This is a genomic window from Mannheimia pernigra (assembly GCF_013377995.1).
GTDB classification, from domain to species: Bacteria; Pseudomonadota; Gammaproteobacteria; order Enterobacterales; family Pasteurellaceae; genus Mannheimia; species Mannheimia pernigra.
Window position 1 is genome coordinate 1,101,472 of the sequence record NZ_CP055305.1, and the last position, 22,293, is coordinate 1,123,764.

The window sequence follows — 22,293 nt, forward strand, 5'->3', positions numbered from 1 at the left end:
AAACCTCTAAATCTGTAACACAAAAAATGACGGCTGATTTTATCACAGTTCCCCTATTTTTGCTCACGTTTATCTTGGCTATTTTGATTTTTTCACACCACCTAATTTTTCATTTGATTGAATAATGTAAGGGGTAACAAAAATCACAAGTTCTCTTTTGCTAATTTTATCTCGAGTTTGGCTGAATAAGCGTTTGATAAACGGAATTGAACCTAAAATAGGTACTTTATCTTCTCCTTTTTGCGTTAAATGTTGGAAAACTCCGCCTAAAACGATCGTTTCGCCGTGTTTCGCAAAAACTTGTGTATTCAATTCTTGTTTATCAATAGTCACTAAGCCACTACTGCCTGATTGCGAATTAGGAGAATTTTGAGTAACAATCAGATCGAGTAATATTTGATTTTCAGTCGAAAGATGAGGAATAACTTCTAAGCCCAGCACGGCTTCTTTAAATTCCACATTAGTAGCTTCCGATTTTTTATTGTACATCACATAAGGAATTTCTGTACCTTGTTTGATACTCGCTGGTTTTTTATTCGTAGTCAAAAGGCGAGGGCTGGCGATAATTTCTACACTATTTTCTTGCTCTAAGGCACTCAATTCCAGATCCAGTACTCGGCTATTAATAGAAGCGACTTGTAAAACTGCTGAAGCACCATTCGTAACAGGAAAACTCACATTGAGATTATTAGCAACATTGCTTAATCCGTTACTTTCAAGTCGCCCACCAAATTTATAGTGATCAGCCCCTTTTGAGAACATTCCCCAACGCACCCCCAATTCTTGTAAATGTTCACTGCTGATTGTGACAATGCGTGCTTCAATTGCAATTTGCTCAGTTGGTTGGTCAAGCTGTTTAACTAACTTTTCTATGTGTTGAAGTGATTTTGTACTGTCTTTGATAATTAAACTATTACTTCGCTCATCAAAATGGATATAGCCATTTTCAGATAAAAAAGTACCGCTGCCTTTTGTTAAAGATTCAATCACTTCTGAGGCTTTAGCATAATGTAGTTTTATTGTTTTAGTAATGAGTTTGGGTGTGGTAACAAGCGGTGTATTTTCTATATTATTTTGCAAATGAGCGATTGGAATTGTTTTTAAATCGGTCAATTTTTCTTCTTTTTTACTGATATAAATAACATCACCTTCTTGATGTAGCGATAATTTATTCATTGTGCTTATTACTTTGAATATATCGTCAATGGATTTATTTTCTAATCTTAATGTTGATTTTGTTTGAATATTATCATCTAAAACAATATTTTTTCCTATTTCTTCGGATAAATAAGTCAAAATGGTTGCAGTGGGTGCATTTTTCACAGCAAGAGAAATTGTGTTAGCAAATGCTAATGAGGAGCTAATAAATAAAAAAAGAAAAATTCTAAACATACTAACCTCTATAATTTTAAGGTGATTTCGTAAGGCATATTACAATCTTGAGTTAATTTCCAATTAATATAAGTTATTGATTTAAGATTAATATTTTTTATTTCAATTTCTTTATTAACTAAATCCGTTTCTTTAAATTCAAATAACTGCTCTTTTTCATCAATAAATAAGGCACTAAAATTTTGATTGATCTTAATTATTCCAATAAGTTTCAGCTTCTCAAAATCTGCCTCTAAATTTAAGTGAGATTTTCTTTCTAGAGGCTGACAAGCGGTTAATTTTTCCAAATTTTTTGTAATTTCCAACGTCGTGTTAATTGTATCGGATTCATTTTTTATATGAGATTGTTCACCGAAAAATGGATCTATAGCTAATACACTCGAACTAATAAATAAAAAAGAGAGTAAATAGTTACGCATATTATTCCTTATTTGTTACAACCACTAATATGGCATTTAATTCAATTTTTTTGTTTTGAGTAGATTTGGTTAAAGTGAGTAAGTTATATTTCAAATAGTTGGTTTTATTTATTTCATTAATAAAGCTAAACAGTAAATGACTATTGCCAACTATTTTTAACTCAATGCTTTTCCCTTGTTCTAAATTCCAATTTAGGCTATCAATGTTAAGTTGATGTTTTTGAGCAATTTTCTTTATTGTATTATTAATGGTGGTTAAGTTATAGTCTGTTTTTTCACTTTTGCCTTTATTAAATAAACTCTTGTATGAGGTCTTCTGATACTCAAGTTCTTTATTTTGGATTTCTATTTTTTCTAATAAATTATTAATTTCTAAGTGATTTTTTATTATGTAAGTGATTGGTAGTACTATAAATGTAATAAATATAGATAATTGTATGATTTTCTGATATTTCTTAATGAGATATATAGCTTTAAAAAGGTTACTGCTTGGGTTGGAGTAAATATCGTTAATTTTATTTTTAATTAAGATCATATTAGTTCGCTTTATACTTTATGTTAAAAATAAAGGTGATTTCATTTTTATGATTTACACTCACGGATTCTGTTTTTGTTTCAACAAAATCTTGGTTATATAGATATTGTTCTAACTTTTTAAAATCATCTTCCTCACTTAAATTGCCACTCATTTTTAAATGTAGCTCGTTTTCTTGATGGATTTGTATTACTTCTATCCCCCCTCTTTTTAATGGTAATTTATTAATGAGTGTTAGTAATTTTGCTAGTTTATTATTTTCAGCAAAAGATAAACTATTATTTTCTCCACTTTGCAGAAGTAAGATTTTATTTTTAAATTCTAATACCTCATTCTTTTTCTGCTCTAACTGTTGTGTGAGAATATTCATATCTTTATCTTGCCTTGAACCATAAAAGATAAGGTATAAGCTGATAATGCCCGTGAATAACACAATGTAAGTGATATTTTTGATACTGCTATAAGCAATGTGTATCCATTTTCGTTTTTTATTATCGCTTAAATCAATACCTTGCCATTCCATAAACTTGCTCCAAGTGCGAGACAATAAAGTTGTTTATCATCATCAGATTGTATATCAATATCAGTAATGGAAATGTTAGATAAATAAATACAATCTTCAGGTGCTATTTCATAAAAATAGAGCTCTGTTTCAGTAAATTGGCATATTTTTTCCTTAAAAGAGAAACTAAAAGATTTTTTAGTGTCATATTCACTCATTAAATAAAAAAGACCTCTCATATAACAATGAAGCTCGCAATCTAATATACTGCTAAATTGGTTTAAACTTTCGGCATACTTTTTATTTATTGCATAGATGATAATTCTATCAAGATTGTTATTACTACTCGGAAATCGCTGATAATCAAAATTAAGTAATTCAATAGCAAGCGGCTGTTCATTTTTTAAAATCAGAATAATTTGTCGATGTAATTGGATCTCATCAAGATTTTTCGACATAAAAACAGTTTTTCTCCAAATGTATTGGTAGGGAATAGCACGTACGAGGCTAAAATTTTTACCGGATTTTGCCATATCTTTTTGCATTATTGTTTGAATAGAAGATTCAAGTCCTTCTCTCTTTTTCTGCCAAAATACATTGAATGTATTTTCCTCATTTTTGACTAAACAATAATATTGTTCATTTTCGCTTAAGCCAATAATAGTAGGCTGTAAAGGCTTTTTTGATGATTTAAGTAATTTCATAATCGCTACAGTTAAGTAAAATTTATGGTAATTTAGTTAGGCTAAATCAGCGTTTTCGCTTATACTTAGTAACTTAATATTCGCTTTAAATTTATATTTAGTCATTAACCAAAAGAGATTTTTTCGATGCGGATCGCAAAAATAATATTTAGTGCTTTACTTTCACTGCTAATTTTAGGTGGGGTAATTGGCGGTTTACTTTATATGCACATCAAGTCTGATTTGCCTGATGTGGCAACACTTAAGAATGTTCAGTTGCAGCAACCAATGCAGATTTTTACCTTAGATGGTAAATTAATTGGTGAAGTAGGGGAAGAACGCCGTATTCCTGTCAATCTTGAAGAGGTGCCTCCAATGCTGATAAAAGCGATTTTAGCTACAGAGGATGCGCGTTTTTATGAACATAAAGGGATAGATCCTAAAGGTATTATGCGTGCAGTTTGGCGTATCAGTCAGGGTGACAGACAAGGTGCGAGTACTATTACTCAGCAGTTAGCGAAAAACTTTTTCTTAACACCTGAGCGTAGCCTTGAGCGTAAAGTGAAAGAGGCTATTCTTGCATTAGAAATTGAGCAAGTGCTAACGAAAGACGAAATTTTAGAGCTTTACTTAAATAAGATTTATTTGGGATATCGCTCATATGGTGTTGTTGCAGCAGCAAAAACCTATTTCAATAAAGCGTTGAAAGATTTAACACTTTCTGAAATTGCAATTATTGCAGGTTTGCCAAAAGCACCATCAACGATGAACCCGCTTTATTCCGTAAAACGTGCTGAAGAGCGTCGTAATATCGTTTTAGGACGAATGCTTGAAACCAGAGATATTACCAGAGATGAATACGAAAAAGCGAAAGCAGAGCCGATTGTTGCTAATTATTATGGTGCAGCGTTAGAGTTTCGTGCTGATTATGTTACAGAGATGGTTCGTCAAGAAATTGTAAAACGTTATGGTGAAAATATTGCTTACAATAAAGGCTTAAAAGTTTATGCAACGGTGCTTTCAGCTGATCAAAAAGCGGCACAAGATGCATTACGTGATAACTTGATTGATTATGATCGTAAACATGGCTGGCGTGGTGCTGAAAAATTATGGACAGGAAGTGAAGCTTGGGATGATGAGAAAATTATCGAGTATTTAAGTAAATTGCCAAAATCAGAGCCTTTTACGCCAGCGGTAGTAATGCAAGCAGATAAATCGAAGTATGCTATTTTATTAGCAAATGGAGATACGTCCACTTTAAAACGTACTAATGCTTCTTTTGCTCCTAAAGGGCTAAAAGTGGGTGAACAAATTTGGGTGAGACAAAATAAAAACAAAGAGTGGGCTTTAGGTCAAATTCCAGAAGTAAACTCTGCTTTAGTTTCAATTAATAGTGAAAATGGAGCCATTGAAGCTATTGTTGGTGGTTTTAGTTTTGAGCAGAGCCGTTTTAATCGTGCAACTCAATCTGTAGTGCAAGTGGGATCTGCGATTAAGCCATTTATTTATACAGCAGCAATGAATAAAGGTTTAAGTCTTTCTACTACAATCAGCGATGGTCAGATTGTCATTAAAAAGAAAGGACAGAAAGAATGGAGACCTAAAAATGCCGATGGAGTTTATGGTGGACCAGTAAGGGTAAGAGTTGCGTTAGGTAAGTCTAGAAATATGGTGGCAATTCGCGTGTTACAAATGGCTGGAATTGATTATGTCGCCGACTATTTACAACGTTTTGGCTTTAACCCTAATCAATATGTAGCGACAGAATCTCTGGCATTAGGTGCCGCTTCTTTCACGCCATTAGAAATGGCCCGAGCTTATGCCGTATTTAATAATGGTGGTTATTTAATTGAACCATATATTATTGATCGCATTATTGATGCTCAAGGCTATGAGCTTTATCAAGCGAATCCTGTTGTCGCTTGTTTACTTTGTAATCATCCTGTTATTTATTCTGAACCGCAATATTTCGATTCCGTAAAAATTCACGATGAAACACAGGTTGGCACTATGCCTACAACAACATCTAATAACAATGAAGAGGTTGTTGAAGATATCACTGATATAGAACCTGAATTACAAGCCGATAACGCTGAAAAAAGTGCACCTAGTTTAATGGCAGAGTCTTCTCACCACATTAAAGGATTACGCTATGCACCGCATGTTATTAGTAATGAATTAGCATTTTTAATGCGTAGTGCTTTAGCTACCGCTGTTACTGGCGAGCCTGAATATGGTTGGAGAGGGACGAGTTATAAAATGTTAAACACAATTAAGCGTGCTGATGTAGGTGGTAAAACAGGTACAACTAATAATGCAAAAGCAACCTGGTATGCTGGCTTTGGTGCAGATATTTCAACCGTAGTTTATGTTGGCTTTGATAATAATAAACGTTTAGGTAAAGGCGCTTCAGGCTCAGCCACAGCATTGCCAGCTTGGACGAACTATATGAAAGTTGCATTAGCGGATAAAAAGGTTGAAAAAGAGATTGTGCCAAAAAATATTGTTGAGGTGAAAATTGATCCTAGCAGTGGTTTTTTAGGCGATGGTCGTAAAGAGTTCTTTATTAAAGGAACTGAGCCCACAAAACGCTATGTGATTGAAAGAGGTTATACGGAAAAACCTCCAATGCAAACTTCTCCAGATCAATTAGGGCTTCCGCCGTCGGGTGGAGCACAAAGTGGTGAGTTATTCTAAAAATTACAAGGAATATGCTCTTAAAAGTTGAAAAATAGGGGTGTTTTTTGCGATAATAACGACCAATTTTACTTTGGGCGATTTGTGAGTTTATTTGTATATTCTTTAGTCAATAAATCAATTTTATTGCAATTTTTATAAGAAATCAGACCGCTTGTATAACAAGCGGTCATTTTTTCTTTTAATTTCACAAATCAGATGTTTATAAATTTTAATAATAGAAGAAGAAATAATGGCTGAAAAACGTAATATTTTTTTAATTGGGCCGATGGGTGCTGGAAAAAGCACAATTGGTCGTCAGCTTGCTCAAACATTGGGTATGGAATTTTTAGATTCTGACAGTATTATCGAAGAAAGAGCTGGTGCAGATATTGATTGGATTTTTGATGTTGAGGGAGAAGCTGGTTTTCGAAAACGTGAAGAGCGTATTCTAAATGAATTAACGCAAAATTATGGTATTGTGCTTTCAACGGGCGGTGGTTCTATTTTATCAAAAGATAACCGCAATGTGTTATCAGCTCGTGGGATTGTAATCTATCTAGAAACAACAGTAGATAAACAATTCGAGCGTACTCAGCGTGATAAAAAACGCCCGTTATTGCAAACCGAAGATCCACGTAAAACCCTTGAAGATCTGGCAGCGATTCGTAACCCTCTTTATGAAGAAATTGCAGATATTACTATCCACACGGATGAACAAAGTGCAAAAGTAGTCGCAAACCAAATTATTGATATGATGGATAATTTACAGTAAATAAGGCTTGAAAAGCAGGAGCTAAGTTATGTTACAAGTTAATGTTGAACTGAAAGAACGAGGTTATCCAATTACTATTGGTGAAGGGTTACTCAAGAATCCTAATAGCTATAGCCCTTTAAAAGCAGGCGATAAAGTGATGATTGTCTCCAATCCAACGGTTGCTGAGTATTATCTTAGTCTTGTTACTGAAGCTTTAACTAAATTAGGCTGCAAAGTAGATTCTGTATTAATTCCGGATGGTGAAGAACATAAAACGCTTGATTCATTGAACCTAATTTTTACTGCATTGTTAGAAAAAAATCACAACCGTGATAGCACTTTAATTGCTTTAGGTGGCGGAGTCATTGGTGATGTGGCGGGCTATGTGGCGGCTTCTTATCAGCGTGGCATTCGTTTTATTCAAATCCCTACTACTTTATTAGCACAAGTTGATTCCTCGGTTGGCGGTAAAACAGCCGTTAATCATCCTCTTGGCAAAAATATGATTGGTGCTTTCTATCAGCCTGTTTCGGTGATTATTGATACCAACACACTTCACACCTTACCAAAAAGAGAAGTGAGTGCAGGTTTAGCAGAAGTTATTAAATATGGTGCCATTTTTGATATTGCTTTTTTTGAATGGCTAGAAAGCCATATTGATGGTTTAGTTAGCTTAAAACAAGATGATCTTGAATATTGTATTCAACGTTGTTGTCAATTAAAAGCAGATGTTGTTGCTCGTGATGAAACAGAAAAAGGTGAGCGTGCTTTACTTAATCTTGGGCATACTTTCGGTCATGCTATTGAAGCTCGAATGGGCTATGGTGTATGGCTACATGGTGAGGCCGTCGCTGTTGGAATGCTTGAAGCTGCTGCTTTATCGCATATTCTTGGTGATTTAACAGAGGTAGATGTCGCTCGTTTAGAAAAATTACTGGCGAGATCAAATTTACCCACCATTTCGCCAGATGGTATGGAGCCTATGGAGTACTTGCCTTATATGTGGCGGGATAAGAAAGTGCAATGTGGTCAATTGCGTTTAGTTTTACTGAAATCGCTAGGGCAAGCGTATGTTTTTGCAAAAGCAACGGAAGAGCAAGTATTAGCAGCTATTGAGCGTTTTACTCAGCGAAATTAAATGAGCCATTCTAAACACCGAGCCTTTTTAAAATGGGCTGGCGGTAAATATCGCCTAATTCCAGATATTCAGACACATTTGCCCCAAAAGGCTTGCTTGGTAGAGCCCTTTGTTGGTGCTGGCTCGGTGTTTCTTAATACTGACTTTGAACACTATATTTTAGCTGATATTAATCCTGACTTAATCAATCTATTTAATGTAGTAAAAGCAGATATTGAGCATTATATCGCTCAAGCAAAATTACTTTTTCTACACCCTCAAGCAAATACAGAAGCCTTTTATAAAGCACGTCGTGCCGAGTTTAATCGTTCTAAAGATATTTTTCGCCGCTCGGTGATTTTTCTCTACTTAAATCGTTTTGGTTATAATGGGCTTTGTCGTTATAACCAAAAGAAAAGGTATAATGTGCCATTCGGGCGTTATAAAACACATTATTTCCCTGAAAAAGAATTACATTTTTTTGCAGAAAAAGCACAGAAAGCAACTTTTATTTGTGCAGATTTTGAACAGGTTTTTGAGATGGTAAAAAATAGCTTAATAGATTGTGCTATCTATTGTGATCCTCCTTATGCTCCTTTATTGCAAGAGAGCAATTTTACCCAATATGCAGGCGGGGGATTTAGCTTATTACAGCAAACTCGTTTGGCAAATTTAGCTCAAGAAATGAAAGATCAGGGAATTCCTGTATTGATTTCAAATCACGATACTGATTTTACTCGCTTGCTCTATCAATCGGCGAAAATTACGGAAGTACAAGTTCAACGCTCAATTGGGCAGAAAGTAGATTCTAGGATTAAAGTCGGTGAATTATTTGCGTTGTTTAATTAAGTGATTGCAAATTTTTTTAAAAATATGACCGCTTGTACAGCGATATAAAACGTGGTCAATAAAAATATTGATTTTTAAGTTAAAATCCTGTATCTATTCGAGTTTTAATAACAATAACTTTTTAGGAGCAAACACAATGCAAAACGTAGGTTTTATCGGCTGGCGTGGAATGGTCGGTTCAGTATTAATGGATCGTATGGTAGAAGAAAATAATTTTGCCAATATCAATCCAATTTTTTTTACAACATCGCAAGCAGGTCAAAAAGCCCCTGTATTTGGTGGTAAAGAGGCAGGTGAATTAAAAAACGCCTTTGATATTGAAGAACTAAAAAAATTAGACATCATTGTAACCTGCCAAGGTGGTGATTATACAACTGAAGTGTATCCAAAGTTAAAAGAGAGTGGCTGGAATGGATATTGGATTGATGCAGCCTCCACTTTACGAATGAAAGATGATGCAATTATCGTATTAGATCCCGTAAACCAGCACGTTATCGCTGAAGGCTTAAAAAACGGTATTAAAACTTTCGTAGGGGGTAACTGTACCGTTAGTTTAATGCTAATGGCAATTGGTGGCTTATTTGAAAAAGATCTAGTGGAGTGGGTTTCTGTTGCAACCTATCAAGCTGCTTCTGGTGCTGGTGCGAAAAATATGCGTGAATTACTTTCACAAATGGGTGAATTGCGTGATTCTGTTGAGACTGAATTAGCAAATCCTGCTTCTTCAATTTTGGAGATTGAACGTAAAGTCACGGAAAAAATGCGCTCTTGCGATTTCCCAACAGAAAATTTTGGTGCAGCATTAGGCGGTAGCTTAATTCCTTGGATTGACAAATTATTACCTGAAACAGGGCAAACAAAAGAAGAATGGAAAGGCTATGCCGAAACCAACAAAATTTTAGGTTTAAGTGATAACCCTATTCCAGTTGATGGTTTGTGCGTGCGTATTGGTGCATTGCGTTGCCACAGTCAAGCCTTCACGATTAAGCTGAAAAAAAATCTGCCACTAGCGGAAATTGAGCAAATTATTGCTGCGCATAATGAGTGGGTTAAAGTTATTTCAAACGATAAAGAAGCTACATTACGTGAATTAACACCAGCTAAAGTAACGGGGACATTAAATGTGCCAGTAGGGCGTTTACGCAAATTAGCGATGGGAGATGAGTACTTGGCGGCATTCACAGTAGGTGACCAATTATTATGGGGGGCCGCTGAGCCTGTACGCCGTATTTTAGTGCAATTAACTCAATAGTTTATTTTAAGAATTTATACAAGCGGTCTGATTTTGTCATTTTTTTGCAGAATTTGACCGCTTGTTTGTTATAATTATTTTCATCTTATTTGACTTTTAGATGAATAAATTATGAAACCCATTTTCCTCGAAATCCGCCATTTACGAACATTAGTTGCTTTAAAAGAAAGCGGTAGCGTATCCCTTGCGGCAAAGCGTGTGCATTTAACCCAATCGGCACTTTCACATCAAATTAAATTATTAGAAGATCAGTACGATCTTACCTTGTTTGAACGTAAAAGCTCACCTATTCGTTTCACTCAAGCGGGAGAACGCTTAATTAAACTTGCCTATGATATTTTGCCACAGGTTATTGAGGCGGATTTAGATCTGGCTCGTGTGAAACAAGGTGAGGTTGGGGAAGTGCGTGTTGCAGTGGAATGCCATACCTGTTTTGACTGGTTAATGCCTGCAATGGACACTTTCCGCCAGCACTGGCCTTTGGTAGAGTTGGATATTGTATCGGGCTTTCATACCGATACAGTGGGGTTATTGATGAGCCATCGGGCTGATCTCGCAATTGTAGCGGAAGAAGAAGATAATGCAGGCATTATCTATAAACCGCTGTTCTCTTATGAAATGGTGGCGATTTGTTCGAAAGATCATCGACTTGCAGCAAAAGAAGTTTGGGAAGCAGAAGATTTTAAAGACGAAACTCTCATTACTTACCCTGTACCTGATGATATGCTGGATTTATTGCGTAAAGTGTTAAATCCTGCTGGAATTAAAGTTACTCGCCGTAATAGTGAATTAACGATTGCGATTATTCAGCTTGTAGCAAGCCGTCGTGGCATTGCTGCTTTGCCTTATTGGGCAGTGAAACCTTATTTGGATAGAGGTTATGTAGTGGCAAGAAAGATTACTCAAAAGGGTTTATATAGCAAACTCTATGGTGCAATTCGTGAAACAGATGCCGCTCTTGCTTATCTAGATGATTTTAATGAAACCATAAAAACGCAAAGTTTCGCGACTCTGCCAGGCTTAATGGTATTGGAATAAATAACAAGCGGTCTATTTTATCTATTATTTTGCTATTTGAGAAAATAGGCCGCTTTGATTTTAAAAAGATTATCGACTACCGATTCTTAAAATATTTCGCATAGTTGCAATTTTGGCAGATAACCAACCAATAAATATGCAAAGTACGATTAAGAAAAACGCTTCGCTAAAATTTAAATTACTCAATTCAAATTGAACTACAAAGATATCCGTAACATATTTAACCACACCTGTAAAATAGCTAATCGTTACGGCACTAAATAATACTGCTAATAGACTGCCGAAGAACCCGTAAATCATTCCTGTATAAAGAAATGGTCGGGCAATAAAGTGATCAGTTGCTCCTAGAATTTGTTGAACTTCAATCATTGCTTTGCTGGTTGCGACATCGGTTCTTACACTATTGCCAATCACTAAAAAGACAGCTAACAGCATTAATAATCCACAAACAATGGCCACTCTTGCGATTAGCCAGGTTAAGGCTGTTAATTTCTCTAACCAGCTGTTATCTAAACGGACTTCCTGAACACCTTTGATCTGTTGTAAACCGTTGCGTAATTCAATCATCGCCTCATTATGATTAAAATTCGCTTTCGGTTTTAGCGTTACTACTGCAGGTAGTGGATTTTCATCTAAAATATCTAACGCTTCTTGAAAACCCGACCAAGAACGAAATTCTTCTAAGCTTTGTTGGCGAGAAATATAATGAAACGAAGCAATTTTATCTGATTCATAAGCACGAATTCGATCCACAACCGTATTTGCACTATGCTCTGTCAAGTTTTTATGTAAATAAACCGTTAATTGTGGTTCAGGATAAAATTGCGTTGCAGCAATGTGAGTGTTTTTCCAGAGTAAATAGCTTATCGTTGGAATGGTAAGAGAGACGGCAATCACTAACACCGTCAAAAAAGTACCTAGCTTACGTTTCATTAAATCTTGCCAAGCTGCTCTTAACGAGTAGCTAGTTTGAGCACTTAATTTAGTAAATGAACGAATCATAATCTTTCCTTAAAATTTAAGATGTCCTTGTTCCAACACTAAACACGGCTGTGGGCGTTTTGAGATAATATTCGTATCGTGAGTCGCAATCAGTATTGTTGTGCCTGTTTGATTAAACTCCTCGAATAAACGAAAAATTTCAAATGAGAGCTTTTCATCTAAATTGCCTGTTGGTTCATCTGCTAGTAAAAGAGTTGGGCGATGTACAATTGCTCTGGCAATATCTACACGTTGCTGTTCGCCACCAGAGAGATGTAATGGACGATAATTTGCTTTATCTGCCAAGCCTACACGCTCTAGTGCAATTCGAGCTTCACGTTCTACAATTGCTTTATTCATACCTAAAATAATCAAGGGTAGTGCAACGTTATCTAAAATAGTTCTATCTGTTAATAGGCGATAATCTTGATGCACCATACCGATTTGACGGCGTAAAAACGGCAATTCGTGATGAGAAAGTCGTGTAATATCATATCCGTTAAACAAAATTTGTCCGCCATTAGCTCGCTCAATGCCCATAATTAATTTCAGTAGCGTACTTTTACCCGCACCAGAGTGCCCTGTAATATAAGCCATTTTTCCAGCGGGTAGGTGGAAATCAATGCCCTGTAAAGCCGGTTGACCACCTTTGTAAACCTTGTTCACGTTGGTGAATTTAATCATTGTATTCGTCCTCGTGACTAAATAAGGCTTCGATAAATTCTTCGGCATTGAATGGACGTAAATCTTCGATTTTCTCGCCTACGCCAATAAAGCGGATAGGAATATTGAACTGATCCGCAATAGCAAAAATGACTCCTCCTTTGGCAGTACCATCTAATTTAGTTAAAGTAATACCAGTTAAACCGACTGCTTCGTTAAATAATTTTGCTTGGCTAATGGCATTTTGACCTGTGCCTGCATCAAGGGTAAGCATAATTTCGTGCGGTGCGGTTTCATCATATTTTTTCATCACACGCACGATTTTCTTTAATTCATCCATTAAGTTATTTTTGTTTTGTAACCTACCTGCCGTATCCGCAATTAATATCTCAATCCCTTTTGCTGCTGCAGATTGCATCGCATCAAAAATCACAGAGGCTGAATCTGAACCTGTATTTTGTGCTACCACTGGAATATTATTTCTCTCGCCCCATACTTGTAATTGCTCCACAGCAGCAGCACGGAAAGTATCGCCAGCAGCTAACATAACTGACTTACCTTCATCTTGGAATTTGCGGGCGAGCTTACCAATTGTTGTCGTTTTGCCTACACCATTTACCCCAACCATTAAAATCACATACGGTTTTTTCTCTTCAAGTACTAAAGGCTGAGCCACGGGTTTTAAAACGTCACTTAACTCCACTTTTAACTGTTGATAGAGCAAATCAGCATCGTTTAACTGCTTTTTCGTGGCGTGTTGGGTTAAATTATGGATGATTTTTTGCGTTGTTGGCATACCTAAATCTGCCACCAGCAACTGCTCCTCTAGCTCTTCAAACAACGCATCATCAATTTTTTTTCCGCTAAAGAAATGACGGAAACCTGAACCAATATTTTGCTTGGTTTTAATTAAGCCTTGAATTAAACGGCTAAAAAAACCGCCCTGACTTGGTTTTTCTTGGTATTTGGTTTGAATGGTTGGCGTTTGTTGAATTTGCACATCGGTAGGCATTTCCTCAATAGCAACTTCTTCTACTTGGTAGATGACTTGTTCTTGTTCGTTGAGATCTAATTGCTCAGTGGCAATATTTTGTAGATTTTCGACCGCTTGTTCAGCTTTATCTTCTTCTTCAAATGTTTGTTCAATTTTGTCTTCCACATCATCAAAGAATGATTTTATATCTTCAACTTTATCTTCAACAAATTCTTTGAAATCTTCAGCTTTTTGCTCAATGTTATGTTCAAGATCATCTAACTTTTTAGAAAATGATTTCTCAGCTTCCCGTTCGACAGCTTCGGGCTCTTCTGGTTGAATAATTTCTTGTGTATGTGGAACCTCTTCCTGTTTTGCTTCTTCTTTCTTACCGAATCCAAGCCAAGACCAAAACCCTTTTTTATTCTCTGACATATTTTTCTCTCATTTATAATGAAAATAGACTAAACTTATATAGTCTATCAAAAAAATCCTTTATTTTCCTTTAGTGAGTATGAAAAAAAATCGAAATTCTCCGCAATCGGTGCATCAAATGGGTGAGGTGCGTATTATTGCGGGTCTGTGGCGGGGTAGAAAATTGCCTGTATTAAATGCACAGGGGCTGCGTCCAACGACAGATCGTGTGAAAGAAACCCTATTTAACTGGTTAATGCACGACATTCCCTATTCTCGCTGTTTGGATTGTTTTGCAGGTAGCGGCTCTCTAGGTTTTGAGGCACTCTCTCGTCAAGCACAAGCGGTTATTTTTTTGGAAAAATTTGCAAATGCGGCTAATCAATTAAAAAAAAATCTGCAAACGCTAAAAACAGAAAACAGCACAGTTATTCAGACCGATACCTTGCAATATCTCGCAAATAAAAATAGTGGCAAGTTGTTTGATATTGTATTTATCGATCCGCCTTTTCATCAAAATTTAGTGCCACAAGTATTAAATTTATTAAAAGAAAACAATTGGTTGGCAGAAAATGCGATTTTGTATGTGGAAACCGAGAAAAACCATAGCCCGTTAGATTTGCCTGAAGATTGGCAGATTTTAAAAGAGAAAGTATCTGGAATGGTCGTAAGTCGCCTAATTCAAACATAATCTTTTTGTTTTTTATAACTAAAAGATATAGAATAAAGGCTGTCTATATAACATTTTTGTAACAATACAAAGAATTAATATGAAAAAATTAACACCTGATGAAGCAATTGATATTGCTTACGATATCTTCTTAGAAATGGCGGGCGAAAATTTAGATCCTGCTGATATTTTTCTGTTCAACCTCCAGTTTGAAGAGAGAGGTGCAGTTGAAATGGTCGAAACCTCGGAAGATTGGGATCAGGAAATCGGTACATTAATTGACCCAGATGCTTTTGCTGAAGTCTGGGTTGGTTTAGTTAATGAGCAAGATGAAATGGACGATGTGTTTGCCCGTTTTTTAATTTCTCACGATGAAGAAAATCGTGAATATCACGTTGTTTGGAAAGAATAAATAATAAGGAAAAATATGTCGAACATTGATATTTCTCAACCAATAGAAGCTTCATTACAATTTCGTGAAGCAATGGCTCATTTATCATCAGCGGTCAGTATTGTGACGACTAATGGCGTGGCAGGCAAAGCAGGGCTTACGGTGTCGTCTGTTAGCTCAGTAACGGATGCTCCACCAACAATTTTGTTTTGCATTAATAAAAATAGTCACGTACACGATATTATCAAACAAAATGGGAAGGTTTGCATTAATGTATTAAGCCACGAACAAGCCGATATTGCTAAGCATTTTGCGTCAATTCTTGAAAGCACGATGGAAGAACGTTTTAGCTGGGATATTTGGGATAATGGCTTTGATGATCAGCCTGTTTTACGCAGTGCGATTTCTGCTTTGCAAGGTAATATTATTGATGCTCATGCAGTTGGAACGCACACTATTTTTGTCGTTGAGATAAGCCATATTGATGTAAAACCAAACCATAGTCTCATTTATTTCGCTCGTCAGTTTAGATGTGTGAATATTGATTAATAAAATATATTTCATATAAATTTGATCAAATCCGACTTTTTTAGTCGGATTTTTTATTGTCTGTTATTTAAAAGTGGTAAAATTTCGACCGTTTATATTTTAACGAGAAAGGAAAACGCAATGGAAAACTTAATTTGCTATAAACAAATGCCAGTGTGGACAAAAGAGACCTTACCACAAATGTTTCAAGAAAAACACAACACTAAAGTAGGTACTTGGGCAAAGCTTACCATTTTAAAAGGCTCACTTAAATACTATGAATTAACTGAAGAGGGTGAGGTAATTAAAGAAGATATTTTTGATGTCAATCACCAACGTCCAATGGTTGAGCCACAATTATGGCATAAAGTGGAAGCTCTATCTGATGATCTAGAATGCCAGCTCGCTTTTTATTGTAAGCCTGAAGATTATTTTGCCAAAAAATACAATCTCACCGCCACCCACTCTGAAGTATTAAATGCCGTCAATTATGTGAAAGGTGGAAAAGCCCTAGATTTAGGTTGCGGACGAGGGCGTAACTCTCTTTACCTAAATTTATTAGGCTTTGATGTTAGGGCAGTTGATCAAAATCAGGAAAGCATTGATTTTCTCAATTATATGATAGAAAAAGAGCACGCTCAGCACATTACGGCAGATATTTATGATATTAATGAGGCGACGATTGGCAATCAAAATGGCGAATATGATCTTGTTATTTCAACTGTGGTAATGATGTTTTTAAATCGTGATCGTATTCCCGCGATTATCGAAAATATGCAGAAAAATACTAAAGTAGGTGGTTATAATCTCATTGTTTGTGCGATGAGCACTGAGGATTATCCTTGTCCATTGCCGTTCTCTTTTACTCTTGCCGAAGGCGAGTTAGCAAATTATTACAAAGGTTGGGAATTGGTAAAATACAATGAAGATTTAGGACATTTGCACAAAACTGATGAGCACGGCAATCGTATTCAGCTTCGTTTCACAACAATGCTTGCGAAGAAATTAGTTTAAAATCCTTTATCAGACGGGGTAAATGATAATTTGCCCCTAAATTCATATTATCAATAATGACATTTCTTTTAAAATCCGCGTTTCGCAAACGTTTGCTTATGCTATAATACACTCGTTTTTTATTCATTTACTGTTGAGGTTAAAGTGAACAACACACAACTTAGTTACAAAGATGCCGGCGTTGATATCCACGCAGGAAACGAATTAGTAGAGCGAATTAAAGCTGATGTTAAACGAACTCGTCGCCCTGAAGTAATGGGAGGATTAGGTGGGTTTGGTGCATTATGTGCTTTACCAACCAAATACAAAGAGCCAATTTTAGTTTCAGGCACAGATGGTGTTGGCACAAAACTGCGTTTAGCGATTGATTTGAACAAACATAATACTATCGGTCAAGATTTAGTTGCTATGTGTGTAAATGATTTAGTAGTACAAGGTGCCGAGCCCCTTTTCTTTCTAGACTATTACGCAACAGGCAAGTTAGATGTTGATGTTGCTGCAAGCGTTGTAAAAGGCATTGCTGATGGTTGTGAAATATCAGGTTGTGCATTAGTGGGTGGCGAAACTGCAGAAATGCCAGGAATGTATCACGAAGGCGATTACGATTTAGCGGGTTTTTGCGTTGGCGTAGTTGAAAAATCAGATATTATTGATGGTTCTGCAGTAAAAGCAGGTGATGTGTTAATCGCATTAGCTTCAAGCGGCCCACACTCAAATGGATATTCATTGATTCGTAAAGTGCTAGAAGTAAGCAAAACCGATGCCGCAACTGAATTATTAGACGGTAAACGACTTAGCGAACATTTACTTGCACCAACCAAAATCTATGTAAAATCGGTTTTAAAATTAGTAGAAGAAGTGGATGTCCACGCTATTGCTCACTTAACTGGTGGTGGTTTTTGGGAAAATATTCCACGCGTATTGCCAGAATCGGCCAAAGCAGTCATTGATGAATCAAGTTGGCAATGGCCTGCGGTGTTTAAATGGTTACAAGAAAAAGGTAATATCAGCCGTTATGAAATGTATCGTACCTTTAACTGTGGTGTTGGAATGGTGATTGCCTTATCTGATACTGATGCAGAAAAAGCCTTAAAGATTCTCGGAGACGCTGGCGAGAATGCTTGGATTATTGGCAAAATTGAAGAATTAGGTGCAGAAAAAGAGCAGGTAGAAATCAACTAATTTGCAAAATAAATCACTTTTTTGACCGCTTGTAGACAAATTACAAGCGGTATTATTTTTATCAGAGAGCGTTATTTAACGCTTCTCTTTTAATTTAACGTTTAACCAAGCCACGCCGATTGGGTGAGTGGTTTACCAAAGTGGCTTTCAATCAGCCTTTTTGTAATTTGATGCTCAGGATTGAGTAGCACCTCTTTTGTTTTACCATATTCTACTACTTCTCCATTTTGCATAACCATAATTTTATCTGCAATATGCTTAATCAGCCCAATATTTTGCCCAACATAGATGTAAGCGACTCTTTGCTTTTGCTGTACATTGAGCATTAAATTAAGCAGCTGAGTTTTTACTGAGAAATCGAATGAGTTAATTGTATCATCAGCAATAATAATTTCTGGTTCTAAAATTAACGCTCTGGCAAATGCAATACGCTGTTTTTGCCCGCTCGAGGTGTCAGAAATTGGAATAAGTGCGTGCTCGGGGTACATACCAACCAATTTTAGCGTATTAAAAATACGCTCATTTCTTTCCTGCTCGTTTAAATCCGTGGCTAATCGCAACGGGGCATCTAAAATTTGTCCAATATTATAGCTTGGATCAAAGGCATCATTTGGGTCTTGAAACATCATTCGGATATGCTTCGCCCGATATTTGTAATCGCCAAAGCGGAGTGGAGTGCCTCTAAAAATCATTTCTCCTGAAGTTAGTTCAACCATACCCGCAATCATTTTTGCCAGCGTGGATTTACCTGCCCCATTTTCGCCGATAATGGCTAATGTTTCTTTCTGGTTGAGGGTAAAGTAAACTTTTTTTACCGCATAGAAATCTTGTTTATGAAACAGGCTGGTTCGTTCAACAAAACGCTTGCTCAGATTCTGAACTTCAAGTAATGCCATAATATTTAATAGAGAGAAATAAAGTCATAGTGTACCGTAAAAAATAAATAAAAAAAGACCGCTTGTATGATCTGCCCCAAAACCTAGGTACCTAATTTTTCAAATTGAGACATAACCTAGAAAGGCGTCGTGTTCTCTAGCGGCTATTTTCCTTAGAATAAAAATAATCAATTTATTTGATCTAGGTTAGACCAAAATGATTAGAAGCTGATATAATCCAAGCGTTATCACGTTTTAAATTCTAATCAAAAGAGGAACAAACTATGTCTGTTATTAAAATGACTGATCTTGATTTAGCAGGTAAACGCTTATTTATTAGAGCTGATCTTAATGTACCCGTAAAAGATGGCAAAGTAACATCCGATGCTCGCATTGTAGCAACCATTCCAACGTTAAAATTAGCGCTTCAAAAAGGAGCAAAAGTAATGGTGACTTCACACTTAGGTCGTCCGACAGAGGGCGTTTTCGAGGAGTCTAACTCATTACAACCTGTAGTAGATTATTTGAACGCATCAGATTTAGGTGTTCCTGTGCGTTTAGTCCGTGATTATTTAGACGGCGTTGAGGTAAACGAAAATGAAGTTGTTGTACTTGAAAATGTGCGTATTAATAAAGGTGAGAAGAAAAATGATCCTGAACTTGCGAAAAAATATGCAGCATTATGCGATGTATTCGTAATGGATGCATTTGGTACCGCTCACCGTGCAGAAGGCTCAACTTACGGTGTGGCAGAGTATGCCCCTGTTGCCTGTGCAGGTCCATTATTAGCCGCTGAATTAGAGGCTTTGGGTAAAGCATTAAAAGAGCCACAACGCCCAATGTTAGCAATTGTAGGTGGTTCAAAAGTATCCACTAAATTAACTGTTCTTGACTCTCTCTCAAAAATTGCCGACCAATTAATCGTTGGTGGCGGCATTGCAAATACCTTTATCGCAGCAGAAGGGCACGCGGTTGGTAAATCATTATACGAAGAAGATTTAATCCCTGAAGCAAAACGTTTAGCACAAGCAACTAATATTCCTGTTCCAGTTGATGTGCGTGTCGGTACCGAATTCTCTGAAACTGCACCAGCAACAGAAAAAGTGGTAAGTGAAGTGCAAGCAGAAGAATCTATTTTCGATATTGGTGAAAAATCGGCAGAACAATTAGCAGACATTATCCGCAATTCAAAAACAATTCTTTGGAATGGCCCAGTAGGCGTGTTTGAATTCCCTAACTTCCGTAAAGGAACTGAAGTGATTTCAAATGCGATTGCTGAAGCAACCGCAAACGGTGCATTCTCTATTGCAGGCGGTGGCGATACCTTAGCAGCAATTGATTTATTCGGCATTAAAGATAAAATTTCTTATATTTCAACTGGCGGTGGAGCATTCCTAGAATTCGTTGAAGGTAAGGTATTACCAGCGGTCGAAATTTTAGAGAAACGTGCAAACGGCTAATGAGTTACAAGCGGTTGAAATTGCAAAAAATTTTGCAAATTTGACCGCTATTTATTATTTATTTTAACAGTGTGTTTCACACTTTATATAAGGAAGCAAAAAATGTCATTATTAAATATCGTAAAACCAGGTGTTGTTACAGGCGACGATGTACAAAAAGTTTTCGCTTATGCTAAAGAGCACAATTTCGCAATCCCTGCGGTAAACTGCGTAGGTTCAGACTCGGTAAATGCTGTATTAGAAACAGCCGCTCGAGTGAAATCGCCAGTGATTGTCCAATTCTCAAATGGTGGTGCACAATTTTATGCAGGTAAAGGCATTAAACCCACTTCAGGTGCTCGACCTGACGTATTAGGGGCAATTGCAGGTGCAAAACACGTTCATCAATTAGCTGAAGAATACGGTGTGCCTGTTATCCTTCATACTGACCACGCAGCAAAAAATTTACTTCCGTGGATTGATGGCTTACTCGAAGCGGGCGAAAAACACTTTGCGGAAACGGGCCGTCCGTTATTTTCATCGCATATGATCGATTTATCAGAAGAACCAATCGAAGAAAATATGGAAATCTGCCGTGAATACTTAGCGCGTATGGATAAAATCGGTATGACCCTTGAAATTGAAATCGGTGTAACTGGTGGTGAAGAAGATGGCGTTGATAACTCAGATGTAGATGAATCCAAACTTTATACCCAACCGTCTGAAGTATTATATGTTTACGACCAATTAAGCCCAATCAGTAATCGTTTCACGATTGCAGCAGCATTTGGTAACGTACACGGTGTTTATAAACCAGGTAATGTAAAATTAAAGCCATCAATTTTAGGCGCATCGCAAGAGTTTGTATCTGCTGAGCGTAATCTTCCAGCGAAATCATTGGACTTCGTGTTCCACGGTGGCTCAGGTTCAAGCCGTGAAGAAATACGTGAAGCAATCAGCTACGGTGCAATCAAAATGAATATTGACACAGACACCCAATGGGCAGCTTGGGACGGTATTCTTCAATTTTACAAAGCAAATGAAGCATACTTACAAGGTCAATTAGGCAATCCATCAGGCCCAGATGCACCAAACAAAAAATACTACGATCCGCGTGTTTGGTTACGCAAAATGGAAGAATCTATGTCTAAACGCTTAGAGCAATCTTTTGAAGACTTAAACTGTGTGAACGTATTATAATTGGTAAAAAATGAACAAATTCATACCGCTTGCGTATGATTTACCACAAAGTTAGACAGTTTATTAACTAAATATTGAGCTCGGTATTGTACTGGGCTCAATCCTTTTAAATCGCATTTAATGCGTTTTTGCTTGTTAAACCACATATTCTTCAATTTCTGCCTGTAATTCGGCGATGGAAGTATAAGTGCGTGAGTATTGCGAGAAGTTTATTGTGCATTTTATAATGATAAAAATGAGAATGCCTAAGAGAGATAAAATAAAATTTGATTTAGGTTATAAAGTGTTGGTTTTAAATATTATGCCAACACTTTTTTATTTCTAGCCATTACAATATAATGATATTCTCTTTAAAGGAGATAGATTATGTCAATCAAAATACAAAATACACCTCGTAAAATTGTTCCAGAACAAGTAACTTTTTCTAAAAATTCGCCAGTCTATATTCCTCTTTTTTTCTCAGATAAAACCATAAAAGTGCAATCGGTTTGGGAGTTAGAACTTGAAAATGGTGAGCGTGATGCAGGCAAGGTAAAGCGTAATCGTATTCAATTTAACTGTTTACCTGTAGGTTGTCATAAATTAACCGTTATTAGTGGAACCCCTCTTTTAGGGCAAGGCACAAAGATTTGTGAGTGTTTATTATATATTAATGAATAGTAATGAACCGTGAATTTAAGTATAAAATGTGAATGGCTAAAGCGGTCATATTTTCTAATTAATTTGCAAATTATGTAAAGACA

Annotated in this window: 24 protein-coding genes; 14 read left to right on the plus strand and 10 right to left on the minus strand. The window is 36.4% G+C overall.

Annotated elements, in window-relative coordinates:
* Positions 1–78 precede the first annotated feature (78 nt).
* From pilQ to HV560_RS05495, 5 genes are read right to left on the minus strand one after another with little or no spacing between them, the layout of a single operon-like run.
* Entirely contained in the window at positions 79–1,392 is a 1,314-nt protein-coding gene (gene pilQ, locus HV560_RS05475) for a type IV pilus secretin PilQ (RefSeq protein ID WP_176812332.1), read from the minus strand.
* Between the two features lie 8 nt (positions 1,393–1,400).
* A complete protein-coding gene (locus HV560_RS05480; protein ID WP_176812333.1) occupies positions 1,401–1,811 on the minus strand; it encodes a hypothetical protein in 411 nt (136 codons plus the stop codon).
* Position 1,812: 1 nt separating this feature from the next.
* Positions 1,813–2,346, minus strand: coding sequence for a hypothetical protein (locus tag HV560_RS05485; protein WP_176812334.1), 534 nt, complete (start codon positions 2,344–2,346; stop codon positions 1,813–1,815).
* A 1-nt stretch (position 2,347) separates the two neighbouring features.
* Positions 2,348–2,869, minus strand: coding sequence for a hypothetical protein (locus tag HV560_RS05490; RefSeq protein ID WP_176812335.1), 522 nt, complete (start codon positions 2,867–2,869; stop codon positions 2,348–2,350).
* Entirely contained in the window at positions 2,845–3,552 is a 708-nt protein-coding gene (locus HV560_RS05495; protein ID WP_176812336.1) for a competence protein ComA, read from the minus strand. Before HV560_RS05495 ends, HV560_RS05490 begins: the two co-directional genes overlap by 25 nt.
* Positions 3,553–3,678: 126 nt before the next feature.
* Between HV560_RS05495 and HV560_RS05500 the strand changes: the two genes are divergently transcribed.
* The 6 genes from HV560_RS05500 (at position 3,679) to HV560_RS05525 (ending at position 11,220) form a co-directional block, all read left to right on the plus strand.
* On the plus strand, positions 3,679–6,228 hold the full coding sequence (locus tag HV560_RS05500) for a penicillin-binding protein 1A (protein ID WP_176812337.1): 2,550 nt from the start codon (positions 3,679–3,681) through the stop codon (positions 6,226–6,228).
* A 232-nt stretch (positions 6,229–6,460) separates the two neighbouring features.
* On the plus strand, positions 6,461–6,982 hold the full coding sequence (aroK, locus tag HV560_RS05505) for a shikimate kinase AroK (RefSeq protein WP_159629290.1): 522 nt from the start codon (positions 6,461–6,463) through the stop codon (positions 6,980–6,982).
* A 28-nt stretch (positions 6,983–7,010) separates the two neighbouring features.
* Entirely contained in the window at positions 7,011–8,102 is a 1,092-nt protein-coding gene (aroB, locus tag HV560_RS05510; RefSeq protein ID WP_176812338.1) for a 3-dehydroquinate synthase, read from the plus strand.
* Positions 8,103–8,930 carry a Dam family site-specific DNA-(adenine-N6)-methyltransferase gene (locus HV560_RS05515; RefSeq protein WP_176808057.1) on the plus strand — a complete coding sequence of 276 codons (828 nt, stop codon included), beginning with the start codon at positions 8,103–8,105 and terminating at the stop codon, positions 8,928–8,930. It abuts the gene before it with no gap.
* A 136-nt stretch (positions 8,931–9,066) separates the two neighbouring features.
* Positions 9,067–10,182, plus strand: coding sequence for an aspartate-semialdehyde dehydrogenase (gene asd, locus HV560_RS05520; RefSeq protein ID WP_176812339.1), 1,116 nt, complete (start codon positions 9,067–9,069; stop codon positions 10,180–10,182).
* A gap of 111 nt (positions 10,183–10,293) precedes the next feature.
* Positions 10,294–11,220, plus strand: a complete 927-nt coding sequence (locus HV560_RS05525; protein WP_176809733.1) for a LysR family transcriptional regulator — start codon at positions 10,294–10,296, stop codon at positions 11,218–11,220.
* A gap of 69 nt (positions 11,221–11,289) precedes the next feature.
* Here HV560_RS05525 and ftsX read toward each other — a convergent pair whose 3' ends face one another.
* The 3 genes from ftsX to ftsY are packed head-to-tail and all read right to left on the minus strand — an operon-like array spanning position 11,290 to position 14,272.
* A complete protein-coding gene (gene ftsX, locus HV560_RS05530) occupies positions 11,290–12,222 on the minus strand; it encodes a permease-like cell division protein FtsX (protein ID WP_176809734.1) in 933 nt (310 codons plus the stop codon).
* 9 nt (positions 12,223–12,231) lie between these two features.
* Entirely contained in the window at positions 12,232–12,885 is a 654-nt protein-coding gene (gene ftsE / locus HV560_RS05535) for a cell division ATP-binding protein FtsE (RefSeq protein ID WP_176812340.1), read from the minus strand.
* Positions 12,878–14,272 (minus strand): signal recognition particle-docking protein FtsY, encoded by a 1,395-nt coding sequence (gene ftsY / locus HV560_RS05540; RefSeq protein WP_176812341.1) that lies wholly within the window; start codon positions 14,270–14,272, stop codon positions 12,878–12,880. The genes ftsE and ftsY overlap by 8 nt, the downstream gene beginning before the upstream one ends.
* Positions 14,273–14,351: 79 nt before the next feature.
* On the opposite strand from ftsY, the gene rsmD reads away from it, so the two are divergent.
* The 5 genes from rsmD to purM all read left to right on the plus strand — a co-directional run bounded on the left by rsmD (position 14,352) and on the right by purM (position 18,036).
* Entirely contained in the window at positions 14,352–14,942 is a 591-nt protein-coding gene (gene rsmD / locus HV560_RS05545; RefSeq protein ID WP_159629298.1) for a 16S rRNA (guanine(966)-N(2))-methyltransferase RsmD, read from the plus strand.
* Positions 14,943–15,021: 79 nt separating this feature from the next.
* Complete coding sequence (locus tag HV560_RS05550; protein ID WP_176812342.1) at positions 15,022–15,333, plus strand: HI1450 family dsDNA-mimic protein; 312 nt, start codon at positions 15,022–15,024, stop codon at positions 15,331–15,333.
* 15 nt (positions 15,334–15,348) lie between these two features.
* Complete coding sequence (gene hpaC / locus HV560_RS05555) at positions 15,349–15,861, plus strand: 4-hydroxyphenylacetate 3-monooxygenase, reductase component (protein WP_176809737.1); 513 nt, start codon at positions 15,349–15,351, stop codon at positions 15,859–15,861.
* A 120-nt stretch (positions 15,862–15,981) separates the two neighbouring features.
* Positions 15,982–16,854 carry an SAM-dependent methyltransferase TehB gene (tehB, locus tag HV560_RS05560; RefSeq protein ID WP_176808064.1) on the plus strand — a complete coding sequence of 291 codons (873 nt, stop codon included), beginning with the start codon at positions 15,982–15,984 and terminating at the stop codon, positions 16,852–16,854.
* Between the two features lie 144 nt (positions 16,855–16,998).
* The gene (purM, locus tag HV560_RS05565; protein ID WP_159629301.1) at positions 16,999–18,036 is read left to right on the plus strand and encodes a phosphoribosylformylglycinamidine cyclo-ligase; all 1,038 of its coding nucleotides are present in this window, start codon (positions 16,999–17,001) and stop codon (positions 18,034–18,036) included.
* Between the two features lie 101 nt (positions 18,037–18,137).
* Here the strand turns inward: purM and HV560_RS05570 are convergent, their stop codons facing one another.
* On the minus strand, positions 18,138–18,932 hold the full coding sequence (locus HV560_RS05570) for a peptide ABC transporter ATP-binding protein (protein ID WP_176812343.1): 795 nt from the start codon (positions 18,930–18,932) through the stop codon (positions 18,138–18,140).
* Between the two features lie 263 nt (positions 18,933–19,195).
* Here HV560_RS05570 and HV560_RS05575 point away from each other — a divergent pair, with 263 nt between their 5' ends.
* Together HV560_RS05575 and fbaA are read left to right on the plus strand one after the other, a co-directional pair.
* Positions 19,196–20,371, plus strand: coding sequence for a phosphoglycerate kinase (locus HV560_RS05575; protein WP_176812344.1), 1,176 nt, complete (start codon positions 19,196–19,198; stop codon positions 20,369–20,371).
* A 102-nt stretch (positions 20,372–20,473) separates the two neighbouring features.
* Positions 20,474–21,550, plus strand: a complete 1,077-nt coding sequence (fbaA, locus tag HV560_RS05580) for a class II fructose-bisphosphate aldolase (RefSeq protein ID WP_159629304.1) — start codon at positions 20,474–20,476, stop codon at positions 21,548–21,550.
* Between the two features lie 20 nt (positions 21,551–21,570).
* Here the strand turns inward: fbaA and HV560_RS10525 are convergent, their stop codons facing one another.
* Entirely contained in the window at positions 21,571–21,696 is a 126-nt protein-coding gene (locus tag HV560_RS10525) for an IS3 family transposase (protein ID WP_159629305.1), read from the minus strand.
* Positions 21,697–21,916: 220 nt separating this feature from the next.
* Between HV560_RS10525 and HV560_RS05590 the strand changes: the two genes are divergently transcribed.
* Positions 21,917–22,210 (plus strand): hypothetical protein, encoded by a 294-nt coding sequence (locus HV560_RS05590; protein ID WP_176812346.1) that lies wholly within the window; start codon positions 21,917–21,919, stop codon positions 22,208–22,210.
* The last annotated feature ends 83 nt before the right edge of the window (positions 22,211–22,293 follow it).

Excerpts from the sequence above, each read along its gene's own strand:
- pilQ (WP_176812332.1), bottom strand. The coding sequence starts at position 1,392 with ATGTTTAGAATTTTTCTTTTTTTATTTATTAGCTCCTCATTAGCATTT.
- HV560_RS05480 (WP_176812333.1), bottom strand. The coding sequence starts at position 1,811 with ATGCGTAACTATTTACTCTCTTTTTTATTTATTAGTTCGAGTGTATTA.
- HV560_RS05485 (WP_176812334.1), bottom strand. The coding sequence starts at position 2,346 with ATGATCTTAATTAAAAATAAAATTAACGATATTTACTCCAACCCAAGC.
- HV560_RS05490 (WP_176812335.1), bottom strand. The coding sequence starts at position 2,869 with ATGGAATGGCAAGGTATTGATTTAAGCGATAATAAAAAACGAAAATGG.
- HV560_RS05495 (WP_176812336.1), bottom strand. The coding sequence starts at position 3,552 with ATGAAATTACTTAAATCATCAAAAAAGCCTTTACAGCCTACTATTATT.
- HV560_RS05500 (WP_176812337.1), top strand. The coding sequence starts at position 3,679 with ATGCGGATCGCAAAAATAATATTTAGTGCTTTACTTTCACTGCTAATT.
- aroK (WP_159629290.1), top strand. The coding sequence starts at position 6,461 with ATGGCTGAAAAACGTAATATTTTTTTAATTGGGCCGATGGGTGCTGGA.
- aroB (WP_176812338.1), top strand. The coding sequence starts at position 7,011 with ATGTTACAAGTTAATGTTGAACTGAAAGAACGAGGTTATCCAATTACT.
- HV560_RS05515 (WP_176808057.1), top strand. The coding sequence starts at position 8,103 with ATGAGCCATTCTAAACACCGAGCCTTTTTAAAATGGGCTGGCGGTAAA.
- asd (WP_176812339.1), top strand. The coding sequence starts at position 9,067 with ATGCAAAACGTAGGTTTTATCGGCTGGCGTGGAATGGTCGGTTCAGTA.
- HV560_RS05525 (WP_176809733.1), top strand. The coding sequence starts at position 10,294 with ATGAAACCCATTTTCCTCGAAATCCGCCATTTACGAACATTAGTTGCT.
- ftsX (WP_176809734.1), bottom strand. The coding sequence starts at position 12,222 with ATGATTCGTTCATTTACTAAATTAAGTGCTCAAACTAGCTACTCGTTA.
- ftsE (WP_176812340.1), bottom strand. The coding sequence starts at position 12,885 with ATGATTAAATTCACCAACGTGAACAAGGTTTACAAAGGTGGTCAACCG.
- ftsY (WP_176812341.1), bottom strand. The coding sequence starts at position 14,272 with ATGTCAGAGAATAAAAAAGGGTTTTGGTCTTGGCTTGGATTCGGTAAG.
- rsmD (WP_159629298.1), top strand. The coding sequence starts at position 14,352 with ATGAAAAAAAATCGAAATTCTCCGCAATCGGTGCATCAAATGGGTGAG.
- HV560_RS05550 (WP_176812342.1), top strand. The coding sequence starts at position 15,022 with ATGAAAAAATTAACACCTGATGAAGCAATTGATATTGCTTACGATATC.
- hpaC (WP_176809737.1), top strand. The coding sequence starts at position 15,349 with ATGTCGAACATTGATATTTCTCAACCAATAGAAGCTTCATTACAATTT.
- tehB (WP_176808064.1), top strand. The coding sequence starts at position 15,982 with ATGGAAAACTTAATTTGCTATAAACAAATGCCAGTGTGGACAAAAGAG.
- HV560_RS05570 (WP_176812343.1), bottom strand. The coding sequence starts at position 18,932 with ATGGCATTACTTGAAGTTCAGAATCTGAGCAAGCGTTTTGTTGAACGA.
- HV560_RS05575 (WP_176812344.1), top strand. The coding sequence starts at position 19,196 with ATGTCTGTTATTAAAATGACTGATCTTGATTTAGCAGGTAAACGCTTA.
- fbaA (WP_159629304.1), top strand. The coding sequence starts at position 20,474 with ATGTCATTATTAAATATCGTAAAACCAGGTGTTGTTACAGGCGACGAT.
- HV560_RS10525 (WP_159629305.1), bottom strand. The coding sequence starts at position 21,696 with ATGTGGTTTAACAAGCAAAAACGCATTAAATGCGATTTAAAAGGATTG.
- HV560_RS05590 (WP_176812346.1), top strand. The coding sequence starts at position 21,917 with ATGTCAATCAAAATACAAAATACACCTCGTAAAATTGTTCCAGAACAA.